The organism is Lentzea albidocapillata subsp. violacea, assembly GCF_900100275.1.
Classification (GTDB): Bacteria; Actinomycetota; Actinomycetes; order Mycobacteriales; family Pseudonocardiaceae; genus Lentzea; species Lentzea violacea.
Window position 1 is genome coordinate 95,546 of the sequence record NZ_FNET01000002.1, and the last position, 14,898, is coordinate 110,443.

18 protein-coding genes are annotated in these 14,898 nt (G+C 70.2%); 5 read left to right on the forward strand and 13 right to left on the reverse strand.

What is annotated here, in order from left to right:
- Positions 1–5 precede the first annotated feature (5 nt).
- Positions 6–923, forward strand: coding sequence for a LysR family transcriptional regulator (locus BLR21_RS05460; RefSeq protein WP_090004607.1), 918 nt, complete (start codon positions 6–8; stop codon positions 921–923).
- Between the two features lie 120 nt (positions 924–1,043).
- Here the strand turns inward: BLR21_RS05460 and BLR21_RS05465 are convergent, their stop codons facing one another.
- From BLR21_RS05465 to BLR21_RS05500, 8 genes are all read right to left on the reverse strand, one after another.
- On the reverse strand, positions 1,044–1,940 hold the full coding sequence (locus BLR21_RS05465; RefSeq protein ID WP_090004608.1) for an oxidoreductase: 897 nt from the start codon (positions 1,938–1,940) through the stop codon (positions 1,044–1,046).
- Positions 1,941–1,960: 20 nt separating this feature from the next.
- On the reverse strand, positions 1,961–2,302 hold the full coding sequence (locus BLR21_RS05470; RefSeq protein WP_143027616.1) for a hypothetical protein: 342 nt from the start codon (positions 2,300–2,302) through the stop codon (positions 1,961–1,963).
- Positions 2,303–2,401: 99 nt separating this feature from the next.
- Positions 2,402–2,926 carry a DUF6239 family natural product biosynthesis protein gene (locus BLR21_RS05475; protein WP_090004610.1) on the reverse strand — a complete coding sequence of 175 codons (525 nt, stop codon included), beginning with the start codon at positions 2,924–2,926 and terminating at the stop codon, positions 2,402–2,404.
- 1 nt (position 2,927) lies between these two features.
- Positions 2,928–3,470, reverse strand: a complete 543-nt coding sequence (locus BLR21_RS05480) for a hypothetical protein (protein WP_090004611.1) — start codon at positions 3,468–3,470, stop codon at positions 2,928–2,930.
- Between the two features lie 83 nt (positions 3,471–3,553).
- Positions 3,554–4,207: a winged helix-turn-helix transcriptional regulator gene (locus BLR21_RS05485; RefSeq protein ID WP_090004612.1), complete on the reverse strand. Its 654-nt coding sequence runs from the start codon at positions 4,205–4,207 to the stop codon at positions 3,554–3,556.
- A gap of 64 nt (positions 4,208–4,271) precedes the next feature.
- Complete coding sequence (locus BLR21_RS05490; RefSeq protein WP_090004613.1) at positions 4,272–5,465, reverse strand: ABC1 kinase family protein; 1,194 nt, start codon at positions 5,463–5,465, stop codon at positions 4,272–4,274.
- Positions 5,466–5,468: 3 nt separating this feature from the next.
- Complete coding sequence (locus BLR21_RS05495; RefSeq protein WP_090004614.1) at positions 5,469–6,077, reverse strand: hypothetical protein; 609 nt, start codon at positions 6,075–6,077, stop codon at positions 5,469–5,471.
- Complete coding sequence (locus BLR21_RS05500; protein ID WP_090004615.1) at positions 6,074–7,291, reverse strand: cytochrome P450; 1,218 nt, start codon at positions 7,289–7,291, stop codon at positions 6,074–6,076. The genes BLR21_RS05495 and BLR21_RS05500 overlap by 4 nt, the downstream gene beginning before the upstream one ends.
- A gap of 136 nt (positions 7,292–7,427) precedes the next feature.
- Between BLR21_RS05500 and BLR21_RS05505 the strand changes: the two genes are divergently transcribed.
- Positions 7,428–7,817 carry a VOC family protein gene (locus BLR21_RS05505; protein WP_090004616.1) on the forward strand — a complete coding sequence of 130 codons (390 nt, stop codon included), beginning with the start codon at positions 7,428–7,430 and terminating at the stop codon, positions 7,815–7,817.
- Between the two features lie 118 nt (positions 7,818–7,935).
- On the opposite strand, the gene BLR21_RS05510 is transcribed toward BLR21_RS05505, so the two are convergent.
- The gene (locus BLR21_RS05510; protein ID WP_218130763.1) at positions 7,936–9,153 is read right to left on the reverse strand and encodes an FG-GAP repeat domain-containing protein; all 1,218 of its coding nucleotides are present in this window, start codon (positions 9,151–9,153) and stop codon (positions 7,936–7,938) included.
- A 180-nt stretch (positions 9,154–9,333) separates the two neighbouring features.
- Between BLR21_RS05510 and BLR21_RS05515 the strand changes: the two genes are divergently transcribed.
- Entirely contained in the window at positions 9,334–9,846 is a 513-nt protein-coding gene (locus BLR21_RS05515) for an ester cyclase (RefSeq protein WP_218130764.1), read from the forward strand.
- A gap of 55 nt (positions 9,847–9,901) precedes the next feature.
- Here BLR21_RS05515 and BLR21_RS05520 read toward each other — a convergent pair whose 3' ends face one another.
- Both BLR21_RS05520 and BLR21_RS05525 read right to left on the reverse strand, forming a co-directional pair.
- Positions 9,902–10,705 carry an ABC transporter permease gene (locus BLR21_RS05520; RefSeq protein ID WP_090004618.1) on the reverse strand — a complete coding sequence of 268 codons (804 nt, stop codon included), beginning with the start codon at positions 10,703–10,705 and terminating at the stop codon, positions 9,902–9,904.
- Positions 10,702–11,706, reverse strand: coding sequence for an ATP-binding cassette domain-containing protein (locus BLR21_RS05525; RefSeq protein WP_090005044.1), 1,005 nt, complete (start codon positions 11,704–11,706; stop codon positions 10,702–10,704). The genes BLR21_RS05520 and BLR21_RS05525 overlap by 4 nt, the downstream gene beginning before the upstream one ends.
- 152 nt (positions 11,707–11,858) lie before the next feature.
- Between BLR21_RS05525 and BLR21_RS05530 the strand changes: the two genes are divergently transcribed.
- On the forward strand, positions 11,859–12,236 hold the full coding sequence (locus tag BLR21_RS05530) for a VOC family protein (protein ID WP_090004619.1): 378 nt from the start codon (positions 11,859–11,861) through the stop codon (positions 12,234–12,236).
- Between the two features lie 224 nt (positions 12,237–12,460).
- On the opposite strand, the gene BLR21_RS05535 is transcribed toward BLR21_RS05530, so the two are convergent.
- Entirely contained in the window at positions 12,461–13,654 is a 1,194-nt protein-coding gene (locus BLR21_RS05535; RefSeq protein WP_090004620.1) for an FG-GAP repeat domain-containing protein, read from the reverse strand.
- A gap of 178 nt (positions 13,655–13,832) precedes the next feature.
- Between BLR21_RS05535 and BLR21_RS05540 the strand changes: the two genes are divergently transcribed.
- A complete protein-coding gene (locus BLR21_RS05540) occupies positions 13,833–14,417 on the forward strand; it encodes a PadR family transcriptional regulator (protein ID WP_030474994.1) in 585 nt (194 codons plus the stop codon).
- A 13-nt stretch (positions 14,418–14,430) separates the two neighbouring features.
- Here the strand turns inward: BLR21_RS05540 and BLR21_RS05545 are convergent, their stop codons facing one another.
- A complete protein-coding gene (locus BLR21_RS05545) occupies positions 14,431–14,862 on the reverse strand; it encodes a hypothetical protein (RefSeq protein WP_090004621.1) in 432 nt (143 codons plus the stop codon).
- Between the last annotated feature and the right edge of the window lie 36 nt (positions 14,863–14,898).

Here is a 14,898-nt window from a genome sequence, read left to right on the forward strand (position 1 = left end):
CTGATGTGTTGAACCTGGAACGCCTGCGGACGCTTCTCGCCGTGTCCACGACGGGATCGGTCCGCGGCGCCGCCGAGGCACTGCACGTGACCACCTCGGCGGTGTCGCAGCAACTGTCCACATTGGAGCGCGAGGTCGGTCAGCGCTTACTGGAGAAGGAGGGGCGCGGTATCCGGCTCACCGACGCCGGCAACCTGCTCGCCGAACACGCCGGCAGGCTGCTGCAGCAGGTCGAACTCGTCGAGACCGACCTCGCGGGCCACCGCGGCACGGTGGCCGGTTCGCTCACCGTGGCCGCGTTCGCCACGGCCGCGCGCGGCCTGTTGCCGACGGTGCTGCACACGCTGCGCCAGCGGCACCCGGCCCTGTCGGCGCGGCTCGCGGAGCTGGAGCCCACCGAGTCGATCGCACAGCTACGCCACGCCGACATCGACATCGCGGTGGTGCAGGACTGGCCGGAAGAGCCACTCACCGTGCCCGAAGGGATCTCCTCCGCCCCGCTGCTGGAGGACGTCCTCGACGTGGCGCTGCCCGCCCGGCATCCCTTCGCCGGCCGGGCCACCGTCACCCTGGACGAGCTGCACGCCGAGGACTGGGTGGGCTGGCCCAGTGACGAGATCTGCCACGGCTGGCTCGAGAACACCCTGCGCCGCAACGGAATCGAGCGCCGAGTCAGGCACACCGCCTCGGAACACTCCACTCAGCTCGCATTGGTGGCCGCAGGACTCGGCGCCGCGATCATTCCCCGGCTGGGGCGCGGTCCCACACCGGTCGGTGTCCGGTTCGTGCCGCTGCAGCCGGCACCCCGGCGACGGGTGTTCGCGTTGTGGCGCAACAGCACCACGAACCGTCCCGCGTGCCGGGCGGCGCTGCGCGCCCTGCAGGACGCCGCCCGGGAGTGCGACCTCACCAGCGTGTCCTAGCGGAGCCGCACGGGAGTGCGACGTCACCAGCGTGTCCTAGCGGAGCCGCACGGCAGTACGACCTCACCAGCGTGGCCTAGCGGAGCCGCACGGCAACGCAGCCGCTTCGGCGGGTCGAGCTCAGGACTTAGCGGTCAGCGGGAAGGTCACCCCGGTGAGCCGCTCCGACGCCTCCCACAACCGCCGCGCCAGCACCGGGTCGGTGGCCGCCGCCGACCGGCCGACCAGCGTGGGATGGCCGTGCAGCTCGAACCGTCCGTCCGGGCCGACGTAACTGGCGCCCGGCAGGTCCTGGGTCGCCGCGTACAACGACGGCAGCGCGCCCTGCGCCTCGGTCTGCGCCAGGTAACGCCCGGCCAGGTGCACGATCTTGACCAGGTGCCGGTTGCGTCCCTTGGTACCCAGGTTGGTCGCCGAGTAGCCGGGGTGCGAGGACAGCGCGCGCACGGACGACCCGGCCTCGCGGCAGCGCCGCTCCAGTTCCAGGGTGAACAGCAGGTTTGCCAGCTTCGACCTGCCGTAGCCCTTCACCGGGGTGTAGCCGGAGCGGGCGAAGTCGAGGTCGTCGAGATCGAGCACGCCCGCCTTGTGCGCGCCGGAGGCCACGGTCACCACGCGGCCCGTGATCGAGGGCAGCAGCAGGTTGGTGAGCGCGAAGTGGCCGAGGTGGTTGGTGCCGAACTGCAGCTCGAACCCGTCCGCCGTGCGCCCGTACGGGGTCATCGCCACCCCGGCGTTGTTGACCAGGATGTCGAGCCCACCCTGCCAGCCCTCGGCGAACGCGCGCACCGACGCCAGGTTCGCCAGGTCCAGTTCCCGCACCTCGGTGGTGCCGGACATGGCGGCCGCGGCCCGCTCACCGGCCGCGACGTCGCGCACCGCGAGCACCGTGCGCGCCCCTGCCGCGGCGAAGGCGGTCGCCGTGCCACGACCCACCCCGCTGGCCGCGCCGGTCACCACGACGGTGCGGCCGGTCAGGTCGGGAAGGTCGCCGGCGGCCCACCTGTGCTTCGTCATGATCGCCAGCTTATGCGGCGTTATCCGGTGGGGCTGTCCACCAGGTACGCCAGGGCCTCCGGGTCGTCGACGACCTCCGGCAACACGTCCGGCGTCGCCCGTCGCAGCTGCATCCAGCCGACGTAGGCGGAGTAGGCGACGACGGCCTGCTGCCGGGCTCGCGCCGCGGGCAGTCCGAGTTCGGCGTAGGCCTCGGTCAGGAACGCGACCCTGCGTTCGGTGACACGCCGCAGGATCGGCGCGACCACCGGGTCGTCGGCGTGCGCCACCAGCGCGGTGCCGGGCCCCGGCTGGCTGGCGACCGCGGGCACGGCCGGGGTAGCCGCGGTACTCCTGCTGCGCAGCGGGCCTGGTGGTGTCATCCCGGCAGGACACCGAGTTCGCCCGGCTCGACCAGCGGATCTACTCGCCACTGTGCCTCGGCCTGGCAGCAGGCTGCGCGGCAGTCGCGCTGGGATGAACTACTGCCAGCCACCGGCCGAGGCGACCTTGGCGGTGATGGCGGCCACCGTCAGCGCGAGCGTCCCGGCCGTCACCCGCACCGCGACCCTGCCCGGCCGTGACCGCGGCGCGCAGAAGGTCAGCCAGGACACGGCGGTCAGCACGGCGGTGAAACCGCCGGGCAGGTCGGCCGGTACGCGGAGCAGGCCGGTCACGGTGGCGGCGGCCACGAGCCACGGCGCGAGCGACGCCGTCCGCACGAGGAGGTGCGGCGCCCGCCACCAGATGACGAACGGCACGATGCCCGCGACGAGCAGGAGCACGGTCGCCTGCGGCGGCAGCCCGAACGCGGGGACGACCATCATGGCCACCAGGAACGCGGTGGTGGACGCTCCGGTCACCAGCAGCGCGTCCGCCCGGCGCGGCGGTGGCGTGGTGATCCGCATCAGCGCGAAGCCCGCCACCACCGGAACCGAGAAGTAGAGCATCAGGTAGAGCAGCACCGGCCCGGCGAGCGCGGGCACCGTCGAGCCGTGGCCGTGCATCTCAGGCCGCGCACGTGCAACGCATCTCAGCCCGGTCCGCCGGCGAGGGACGCAGGTGGAAGTAGACCGCGACCATCATCGGGACGAACACGACCAGGTTGTAGAACAGGTGCAGCTCGACGCGCGGCAGCACCAGCTGCAGGATGCTCACCGGCTGCGGATAGCCGAGCAGGTTACGGCCGGTGATGGCCTGCAGGAGCAGGAGCAGGTGCTCGAAGTGGTGCCAGAACTGGATCCACAGCGCGATTTTCCACCATTTCTTCGCACGCCCGGCGAAACCGGGTGCCAGTGCGAAGAAACCCACGAGCATGATGACGGCGTAGCCGTAGTGCATCCATTCCGACGTCACCAGCCACGGGATCCAGAGACCGAGCACACCACCGGCCGCCGGGCGTGGCCATCCGAGCAGGAATACCTGCACCGCCTGCACGATGTGTTCCGCCCAGTGCGCGAGCACCACGAACATGAAGAGGTTGAGCGCGAACTTGTGCCAGCGCTCGTTGAGTGAGCCAGGCGCGGACCACGCCCCGGCATGAGTAGTCATGAATCAGCTCCGTCCGGGAAGCCAGGAGTGGCCCGGACGTTACCGACGGGGCGGAACAGGCCCCTTCTCCCAGATTGCGCGGATCAGTTCAGCCCGAGCATGAGAATGCAGCGGCGGACCGATTCCGCTTTGCCTTTGATGCGCACGTCTCCGGTCGCGATCGCCTCGAACGGCGACAACATCCGCGCACCGACCCGGACGAACGTGTCGGCGTCGCACTCGATCGTCAGGTCGGGCCGCTCGGCATGACCGCGGCCGAACGCGACGGCGCCGTCCCTCACCTCGATCACGAACGGCTCGTCGCCGACCTGGAACTCGTAGACCTCGTCGACGTCCGGGATCGCGGACTCGACGACCATCGACTGGACCGCGAGGAAGCCCCACTCCGCCCTGACCGCACCGGAACGGTCCTCCTCGCGCAGGAACCCCAGCCCCCAGTTCGCCAACGCCAGCACCGGCCCGCGCAGCTCCTCGCCGAGGTCCGTCAGGTGGTACTGCCGCGCCCGCCCGTCGCCTGCCACGGACGACTGCTCGACCACGCCGTGCTCCACCAGCATGCGCAGGCGGTCCGACAGGAGGTTCGGCCCGGCGCCGGGAAGGTTCCCGGCCAGCTCGGTGAAGCGGGCCGGGCCGATCAGGAGCTCGCGCACCACCAGCAGCGTCCAGCGCTCGCCGATGACGTTCAGCGCCGCAGCAAGCCCGCAGAACTGGCCGTAGTCACGTTTCGCCGAAGCCATCCCACCGCCCAAACTCGCTATCAATTCTAACACCGAGTCGAACGGTCCACAGCGGACCCGCCGTTCAGGTCATCATGCCGCGCAGCACGAACGGCAGCGCCTCCGTCTGGAAGTCGACGTCCGCGCACACCTCCCTCAACGTGCCCTCCAGCACGACGAGCGACAGGATCGGGAACACGAACGCCGGATCCGCGGCGAGGCCGTGCTCGCGCTGGAGCGCGAAGAGCCGGACGGTGAACGGCACGAGGTCGAAGTCCGCGATCGAGTCGCGCGTCGCCGACTCGACGAGCCGGATCATCTCGGTGCGGAAGCCCTCGGGGTCCGACCGCTCGGTGACACCGGCCGTGGCGAGCACGACGTCCGCGCACGCGGCGCCGTCGCCGCGGGTCATCCGGTAGAAGAACTCGGCGAACGCCCGCCGGCCCGAGTCGGTCATCCGGCGGCAGAAGCCCGCGTCCACGATCACCGCCGAGCCGTCCGGCAGCGCGTACAGGTTGCCGGGATGCAGGTCGCAGTGCACCAGACCATCGAGGAAGATCATCTGATAGACGGCGCGCAGTGCGGTGATCGTCGCGTCGCGCTTCGCTTCTGGGAACACACTTCCGTCGCGCAGCCCCGGCACGTGTTCCATGACGAGCACGCCCGGCCCGCAGTACTCGCCGATCACGGCCGGCACCCGGACACCGGGCACGGCAACGAGGTTCGCGCCCAGCTGCCGTAGCGCCGCGGCCTCGGCGTCGAAGTCGAGCTGCTGGCGTACCGCGTCCGCTATCTCGCCGACGATGTTCACCACGGGCATCCCGCCGAGCAGGCGCAACGACTCCGCGAGCCGCGCCAGCCGGCCGAGCAGCGCGAGATCGCGCGCGACGACCCGGCCGATGCCCGGCCGGCGGACCTTGATCGCGACGTGGCGGCCGTCCCGCAGCTCGCCCCGGTAGACGCACGCGATGCTGCCGGCCGCGGCCGGGGTCACTCCGACGAGGTCGGCGCGTAACCGGGCCGGAAACCGCTGCTGCGCCGCGGAAACCGGCACCGCGGGCAGGTCGTCGTACACGCGGGCGAGCGCGCGGCACACCTCCAGCGGCACGACGTCGACCCGTGTGCCGAGCAGTTGCGCCACCTTGAGGAACGTCGGCCCGAGGCGCACGACGGCGTCCGTCAGCAGGTCCGCCCGCCTGCGCGAGAACACCGCCCGGACACCCGTGGCCGCCAGCACCACCAGGACTTCGAAGGCTCTCAGGACGACCGCCGCGCGCACCCGTCAGTCCGTCGGGACGTCGATCTCGTGCGTGACGTGGCTGCCGCACACGCTCGTCGACGCCAGCGCGAGTCGCGGCTTCGCGGAGCCGGGCTCGGTGGCGTGCAGGCCGCCCTCCAGTTCCGTCACGTCGTAGAACGTCGTCGGCGTGCGGGACAGGAAGGTGGTGCCGACAGGCGGGAACGTGGTGATCGCCTTGGCCTCCATCAGCAGCGGGTCGAGGTTGAGGTACAGGCGCCCGCGCAGGCTGATGATCAGGTACTGCTCGAAGACGACGTCCGCCGGCAGCAGCGCCTCGGCTCCCCCGGACTGCAGGCCGGTGAGGATCCCGAGGTTGGGGCGGGCGGGGTTCTGCTGGATCAGCAGGCCCGTCTCGTTGGAGTGGAAGTGCGTCATCAGCCGGGTGACGGCGATCTGCGGCCTGCCGTCGGGCAGGGTGGTGAAGTCCTGCGCGCTGCGCACCGCGCTCAGGCCCTTGACGTCCGCGCAGTCCAGCGTCTCGCCGTCGGAGAAGAGCACGGTGAGCTGGCCGCGGATGCTGAGTCCCACGTGGTGCTGGCTGTTCGGCACGACCAGCGGATCGGAGCGGTCGAGCGCGGCGTCGACGGTCATGGTGTGCTCCTGGAGTTCTGCGCCGTGAAGGCGATCGGGAGCGTCAGCACGCCGCGGAACATCGTGCTGCGCTGGTACTGGAGTTCGCCGGGGTTCTTCGTCAGGGCCCAGTCGGGCAGCCGCACCAGGGCGCGGAACACAGCGGCGAGCTCGAGCCGTGCGAGCACCGCGCCCACGCAGTGCCGCATCCCGCTGCCGAACGACAGCGGGTGCACGCCGGTCCTGGTGACGTCGAACCGGTCCGGGTCGGCGAACCGCTCCGGATCCCGGTTCGCGGCGCCCATGAGCGCGACCACGAGCTCACCGCGCCGCAACGTTCTCCCCCGCAGTTCGAGGTCGTCCACGAGCTGCCTGCTGTTGGACTGGACCGACGAGTCGAAGCGCAGCATCTCCTCCACCGCGTCCGGGATCAGGTCCGGCAGGGCACGCAACAGGCTGAGCTGGGCGGGATGCCGTGCCAGCGCCAGCACTCCGTTGCCGATCTGGTTGGTCACGGTCTCGTGTCCCGCGAAGATCAGCGTGACCACCATGGCGATGACCTCCTCGCGGCTGGCGGAGCCGTCCGCGCACAGGGTGCCGAGCAGGTCACCGGAACCTCGGCGCCCCTGGATCAGGTCCGTCAGGTAGTCGGTCAGCTCGGCCATCGCCGCCTGGCCGTCGGCGATCTCGCCCGGCCCGGCCGCGAGGTCGAGGGTGGGTCCGATGCGCAACGACCACGCCCGGATCAGGTCCCTGTCCTTCACGGGAAGGCCGAGCACGGCCGAGATCACGCCCAGCGCCAACGGGTACGCGACGTCGTTGATGACGTCGAGCTCCCCCGCCGACGGGTCGACCAGTTCGTCGACGAGCCGGTCGATCTCGGGCACCAGCGACCGGAGCGCACGGGGCGCGAAGGCGGGCATGACGAGCGCCCGCAACCGGCTGTGGTCCGGTTCGTCCTGGAACAGCAGGGTCCTGCTGAGGATGCCGCTGAGCGGTCCGGGCCCGACGAGCTGCGACCAGAAGTCCCGGATGCCTTGCCGTACAAGGCGATCTTCGGCGAGAACAGCTCGCACGTCGTCGTAGCGGGACACGAACCAGATGCCGTTCACGCCGCGGTGAACGGGGTCGTTGCGCAGCAGCCAGTGGTAGTAGGGGTACGGATCGCGCTGGACCTCGGGAGCCGAGGGATCGAAGCACGCGACCGGGATCGGATGTCCGGCGAGCTGGGTCATCGCGAACTCCTCTGTCCGGAGGAGGCAAGGTTACTTATTTTTCCTATACTGAGTCAACGAGCTGGAGTTCTCACCGCTAGCTCTTTCGTTGTCTCACTTCACTTCGTAGTAGTGATCTTGCGGAACGGAGACCCCGATGTCCCTTCACCGCGGCGCGCTGGCGTGGTTCGAGATCCACGTCCGTGACGTCACCAGAGCAGCGGAGTTCTACGGCACGGTGTTCGGCTGGACGTTCGACCCGCTCGGCGACGCCGACGAGAGCCTCGACGGCTACCTCGTCATCCGGACGGCGGACGGTGAGAGCGGCAACGGCGGCATCGCCCGCACGGCGACGCCGGACGAGGCCGTCGGCCGCGAGTCGAGCGTGTTGTACCTGCACGTGGACGACATCCCGAAGACCGTCGAGGTGGCGCTGGCGGCCGGCGCCACGCTGCACCGCCCACTCATGAACATCGGTGGCGCCCACGGGTTGTGCGCCGTCATCTGCGATCCGGACGGCAACCACGTGGGTCTCTGGTCGGCGTGACCAGCACGAGAACGAGGGGGTTCCCCGCCGGGTGACCACACCGGCGGAGAACCCCCATCTGGCGCGGCGGTCGCGGCCAGGCCCTGGGCGAGGGGGGAACGAGCCGCCCGGGCCGGCGTCAGCCGCCGGTGGTGTTGAGCAGCACCGAGACCGTGTCCGCGAGCGAGTCCGCGGTCGCGAAGTCGGCCTTGCCGTCGCCGTTGAAGTCGGTGACCACGATCGCGGGCGCGCCGGCGCCGACCTTGATGCTGACCGGGGCGGCGAACCCGCCCTTGCCGTCACCGTGCAGCAGGCTCACGTCGTCGGAGTCGAAGTTGGGCGCCACGATGTCCGCGAACCCGTCGCCGTTGAAGTCGCCGACCCCCGTGTCGGACGGGTGCGCACCCGAGCCGAGCACGACCGGGCCGCCGAAGCCGCCCTTGCCGTCACCGAACAGCACGGCGATCTGGTCCACCTCGTAGAGGGCGCTGACGACGTCGAGCGCGCCGTCGCTGTTGAAGTCGGCGAGCGCGGCACCGGCCGAGGTGTCGCCCGCCGGGAAGGCCGCGGGCGGACCGAACCGGCCGCCGCCGTCACCCTTGAGCACGGTGACGTCGCCGGAGTTGTAGTTCGACACCGCGAGGTCGAGCTTCCCGTCGCCGTCGAGGTCCGCGACCGACAGCCGCAGCGCGCCGTCGCCCGCCGGGTGGTGGGCGGGTGCGGCGAACGCGCCCTTGCCGTCCCCGAGCATCACGGTCACGTCGTCGCCGTTGAGGTTGGGCGTCACGATGTCGAGGAAGCTGTCGCCGTTGAGATCACGCGCCACGGCGCGGGCCGGTCCGTCGCCCGCCGGGAACGTGACCGGCTCACCGAACTTGCCGGTGCCGTCGCCCACATAGAGCGACAGGTCGTCGGACCCGAGGTTCGCGGCGACGAGGTCCTCGTGGCCGTCGGAGTTGAAGTCGCCGGCCGCGAGGCCGTTCGGGGTGCGGCCGGCGGGCAGGATCAGCGGTGGCGCGTAACCGCCGTTGCCGTCGGCGATCAGCACGGCCACGTCGTTGGAGTTGTAGTTGGGCGTCGCCAGGTCCAGTGCGCCGTCGTCGTTGAGGTCGGCCGCCAGGATGTCGGCCGAGGCGTCGCCTGCCTTGAACGCGCCGGCCGCCGCGAACGACGCCTGCTGGGCGGGCATCGGCACCGGTGCCGGGGTGCCGGCGGGCGGCACGTTCGCCGTCGGCCGCGCGCCGGACGAGGTGCCCGGCGGGGGATCCGGTTCGGACTTCGTGGTGCAGCCGGCGACCAGCAGCACCGCCACCAGAGATCCGGCCACTTTTCGGGAAACGCGCATTGCGGCGCCCATGTGCTTCTCCTCGCACTCGATCGGCTGCGCTTTCCAGTGTCAGCCGCAGGGCTTCCACCAGGCTTTTCATCGCTTGCCCAATCACGAGGTGCGTGAAGTTCACATTCAGCACTCTGGAAGAAGAAAGAGCTGGCGACGCGCCGTAGAACGGGTCCTACAGCTGCCTGGAAACGGGGAGAGATGAGCGACATCGAATCATTCGGACGAAAGCTCGGCGATTTTGCGCACGGCCTGCTCGCGGGCCAGGACGGAGAAGGCGGCGTGACGAACGAACTGCGCAACGAAGAGACGCTGCGCGCGCTCTACCAGAAGTTCAACGACAACGACCTCGACGCGGCGAGCGCGCTGCTCACCGACGACTACGAGGGCATCGACGTGCCGTCGGGCGAGGTGGTGCGCGGCCCCGCGGGCTGGAAGCAGCGGCAGGCGGCGAACCGGATCCCGCTGCCCGACGCGCGGACGACGATCCAGTCCCTGGTGATCAAGGGCGACTTCGCGGTCGCGGAGGTGGTCAACGAGGGCACGCACACGGCGCCGTTCCCGTTGCCCGGCGGCGGAGAGCACCCGCCCACGGGCAACCGGATCCGCGGGCTGAGCTGCGAGCTCTACGAGTTCCGCGACGGCAGGATCGCCAAGGGCACGCTCTACTACGACTTCCTGACGGTGGCGACCCAGCTCGGCCTGAAGTTCTGACCACAGCACACCGCGCGCACGGAAACGAGTCCGTGCGCGCGGAGGGCTGGAACCGTCAGCGGGCGACGGCCTTGCGGTAACGACTCGTCGCGAACGGCACGAACACCACGAGCATCACCACGATCCACAGGAACGACGCCAGGATCGCGTTCTGCAACGGCCACGCGTCACCGGGCGGGAAGGCCGGGTTGGTGTTGCCGAACAGCTCCCGCACCGCCTGGGTGACCGCGGACACGGGGTTCCACTCGGCGATCACCCGCAGCACGGCGGGGAAGCCCTCCGGGCTGACGTAGGTGTTGGCGATGAAGCACAGCGGCATGATGATCATGAAGCTGGCGTTCGTCACCACCTCCGGCGCCCGCACCGACAGGCCGACGACGGCCAGGACCCACGACAGCGCGTACGCGAATGCCAGCAGCAGTACGAAACCCGCCGCCGCCTCGCCCGCCGAGCTGTCGATGCGCCAGCCGACGAGCAGTCCCGTCACGACCATCACGACGATCGACAGCACGTTGTTCGCGAGATCGCTGATCGTCCGTCCGATGAGGACGGAGTACGGCGAGATCGGCAGCGACCGGAACCGGTCGACGATGCCCTTCTGGATGTCCTCGGCCAACCCCGAGCCGGTGATCACCGAGTTGAACACCACGGTCTGCACGAACACGCCGACGAGCAGGAACTCGGTGTACGACACGCCCGGCACCTGGATGGCGCTGCCGAAGATGTAGGCGAACAGCAACGTCGACATGATCGGCATGATCAGCGACGACATCATCAGGTCCGGCACGCGCAACGTCCTGGTGAGGTTGCGCTTCGCCAGCACCACGCCGTCACCGACGGCGAGTCCCACCGCACTCATCGAACAGGCTCCTCGTTCTTCGTCTCCTCGGCCTTCACGCCCTCACCGTTCTGCTCGGCCTTGTCCGCCCGATGCCCCGTGAGGGCGAGGAAGACGTCGTCCAGCGTGGGCCTGCGCACCGAGGCGTCGACCACCTCGATGCCTGCCATGTCGAGCCTGCGCACACCTTCGACCAGCACTCCCCCGGCGGCCGCGATCGGCACGACCACCCGGCGGTCCTCCTGCGTGGCAACGGGTTCGCCGTGCCCGATCGGCGCCAGCACGGCGCGGGCGTGGTCGAGGTCGGCCGCGTCGCGCAGCGTCACCTCGAGCCGGTGGCCACCGACCTGGTCCTTGAGCTCGTCGGCCGTGCCGTTCGCGATCAGCTTGCCGTGGTCGATCACCGCGATGCGGTGGGCCAGCCGGTCGGCCTCCTCCAGGTACTGCGTCGTGAGCAGCAACGTGCTGCCGGACGCGACCAGTTCGCCGATGGCTTCCCACGTGGCCTCACGGCTGCGGATGTCGAGGCCTGTCGTCGGTTCGTCGAGGATGAGGACCTTCGGTTTGCGCACCAGCGCGCCCGCGAGGTCAAGACGCCGCCGCATGCCGCCGGAGTACTCCTTGAGCCGCCTGCCCGCGGCCTCGGTCAGGTCGAACTGCTCCAGCAGCTCCTCGGCGCGCGCCTTCGCACCCTTCTTGCCCAGGTGGTAGAGCCGGCCGATCAGCTCCAGGTTCTCGTAGCCGGTCAGCAGCTCGTCGACCGCGGCGTACTGCCCCGACAGGCCGATCACCTCACGCACCGCCCGCGGGTTCGCCACCACGTCGATCCCGGCGACCTCGGCGTGGCCGCTGTCGGGCTGGATGAGTGTGGCGAAGACCCTGACCGCCGTGGTCTTGCCCGCTCCGTTCGGGCCGAGCAGGCCCATCACCGTTCCCTCGGCGACCTCCAGATCGAAGCCGTCCAGCGCCGTCACCGACGCGTACTTCTTCACGACTTCCCGAGCCACGATCGCTGCGGTCATCATCGCCTCTCCGCCGGGCTCGAAGGCCGGCTCACCCCTCCGGAAACCGCGCGCCACACTGGGCGGCATATGACTAAACATCATACAATCGATATGACTGTTTGTCACACAAACGGCACTCTTCGGACACGACGGGCAACGGTGGAGACGACATGGACCTCGTCCAAGGCATCGGCGGTGTCTTCTTTCGCGCGAAGGACCCACGGGCCCAGGCCCGGTGGTACCGCGACAACCTCGGCATCCCGATCAGCCCCGGTGACGGCGAGCAGACCGGTGAGGAGCGGATGTGGGACCAGCAGGCCGGGCCGACGGTGTGGGGCCCGTTCCCCCGGGACACCGAGTACTTCCACAACCCCGCCCAGCAGGTGATGGTCAACTTCCGGGTCGCCGACCTGGACGCCGTGCTCGCCCGGCTGCGGTCCACCGGCACGCCGGTCAGGGACGAGATCGAGGAGTACGACTACGGGCGGTTCGCCTGGGCGTGCGACCCGGAGGGGAACTGGTTCGAGCTGTGGGAACCGCGGAACTAGTGCCGTGGCCGGCGGCCTTTGCCGCATATTTCGGTGGTCGGACGGCCACGGCACCGGTGGCGCGACCGACGTCCCGTTCGACGGGAGTCGCGCCTGAGGTGGTTCCCGGTGGTGCGGCCGCGCGGGCGGTGTCCCGGACTCCGACGCGGGTGGCGTCCCGGACTCCGACGCGGACGGCGTCCCGGACTTCGATGCGGGCGGCGTCCCGGACTCCGACGCGGGCTCTAGCCGCCGGTGGTGTTCCGGAGCACCACGACGTTGTCGGCGTGGGAGTTCGCCACCGCCAGGTCCGCCTTGCCGTCACCGTCCAGGTCACCCGCGACGATCTTGATCGGGCCGTCCGCGGCGGGCACCGTCAGCGCGGCGGAGAACCCGCCTCGCCCGTCGCCCGCGAAGACCGAGACGTTGTCGGACTCGAAGTTCGCGGACGCCAGGTCGATATCGCCGTCACCGTCGAGGTCGGCGGCCGCGATCCCGGTCGGACCGTCACCCGCCGGCATCACGAGCGGCTCCGCGAACCCGCCCCCGCCGTCGCCGAGGAGCACCGAGACCGTGTCGCCCTCGTAGTCGGGGGTGGCGAGGTCGGCGTGGCCGTCGGCGTTGAAGTCGGCCGTGACGATTCCGTGCGGACCGTTGCCCGCCTTGGCGGAGACCACGGGGGCGAACGTGCCGTCGCCGTTGCCGAGGAGGATTCCGGCGTCGTCCGAATGATGGTTGCCGGAAGCCAGGTCCGTTCGCCCGTCGCCGTTGAAGTCGGCCGCGGTGATGTCGGCGGGGCCGTTCCCGGCGGGCAGGTGCACCGGTGCGGCGAACCCGCCGCCGCCGTCGGCGAGCATGACGCTCACGTTGTCGCCGTCGTAGTTGGCGGTGGCGAGGTCGAGGCTCCCGTTGCCGTCGAGGTCGGCGGCGGCCACACCGGACGGACCGTCTCCCGCGGCGTGGACGGTCGGCGCGCCGAACCCGCCCTTGCCGTCACCGCGCTGCACGGTGACGGTCTCGTCGCTGACGTTGATCGTGACCACGTCGGCGTTGCCGTCGGCGTCGACGTCGGCGGTGGCGTTGCGCAGGGCCGCCGGTCCGGCCGGGATCGTCACGACCTCGCGGAACCCGGCCCTGCCATCACCGAAGAGCACCGACGCGTCGCCCGGTCCGAGGTTCGCCGTGACGAGGTCCAGAACACCGTCGCGGTCGAAGTCCGCGGCCGAGATCGCCCGCGGGTTGTCACCGACCGGGCTGCCCGCCGAGGTCGCGAACGACAGCGCGGGTCCCGCCGGGACGGTGGAGGGCGGCGGGGTGCCCGGAGGCGGCTCGCCCGGTTTGTCGCTTCCGCCCGTACAGGCAACGGTGAGAGCCGCCGTGAACACGATCACAGCCGCGGAGCTGCTCCTGGCGTGCCGGGCCGTGGTGGGTTGTGTCATCGCGATTCTCCTTGCGGTGGCGTGCCTTTTCGCTCACCTCGATTGATAGCCCGCGACCGGCCGGACCCGCTTATCCCGTCTTGCCAAACCCCCGCGGCACCGAGGGTCCGCTTTGGACACAACGGGGTGGCAGACTGTCGCCGAGCCGTTCACCGCACGTCAGGACGCAGGAGACACCGTGGCGCAGGAAGAAGTGCCCAGCCAGGACCCGGCGCTGCCCGCGACGGCGTACGCAGTGCTCGGCTTGCTGTCATTCGGTCAGGAGCTGACCGGGTACGACCTGCGCAAGTGGGCGATGAACCTGCGCTACTTCTACTGGAGTCCCGCGCAGAGCCAGATCTACCTGGAGTTGCGCAGGTTGCTGCAGCACGGGCTCGTCGAGGTGCACCTGGAAGAGCAGAAGAGCCGCCCGGACAAGCGGTTGTACCGGATCACCGACGCCGGTCTGAAGGTCTTCCGCGAATGGCTGGACCACGCCCCCGTCGGGCCTCCGCTGCTCAAGCACTCCGTCGCGCTGCGCCTGTTCTTCGGCCACCAGACCAACCACGGCAGGCTGCGCGAGGTTCTCACCGAGTACCGGGACTGGGCCGTGGAGCAGACGAGCGGGCTCACCCAGCTCAGGACCGAGCTGGACCAGGCGCTGCCCTACCCGGCGCTGGTCGCCACCTGGGGCTCCGCCTACTTCGCCGCGGAGATCACCGCGATCGACACCGTGCTGGCCGATCTCGACCGCATGGAAGCCGGGCCGCGGGAGCAGGACTGACGGGGCTGCGGCACTAGCGTTTCTGCTCGATGCTCCGGCGCTCGTCGCTGTCGTCGAGCCGTTCGGCGAACTGGGCACGCAGGTGAGTGACGATGGCCGCCGACTCGCGACGCACCCGGTCCACCTCCCAGCGCGCCTGCTGACGCACGCGTTCGATCTCCACGCGGTGGTCCTCGACGAGGCGCCGGCGCTCCTCCAGGGCCTCGTCGAGGGTCTGCTGCCAGCGGCCCAGCAACTGGTCCCGCTCGGCCGCCACCGCCGCCCTCGCCTGGTCCACCAGGTTGTCGGCGGCCCGCTGCCTGACCAGTTCCTCCGCGCGTTGCTGCTCGGCGTGCCGCAGCTCTTCCTTGGCTCGTTCGTGCCTGATCATCCGTCGTGCCCCGACGAAGCTCAGAAACGCGGTGACGACCGCCGCTATGGGTCCGCCCAGCTGCAGAAAGTCCATTGCACGCCATTCTCCGCCGTGAAGAAAACATTGCTG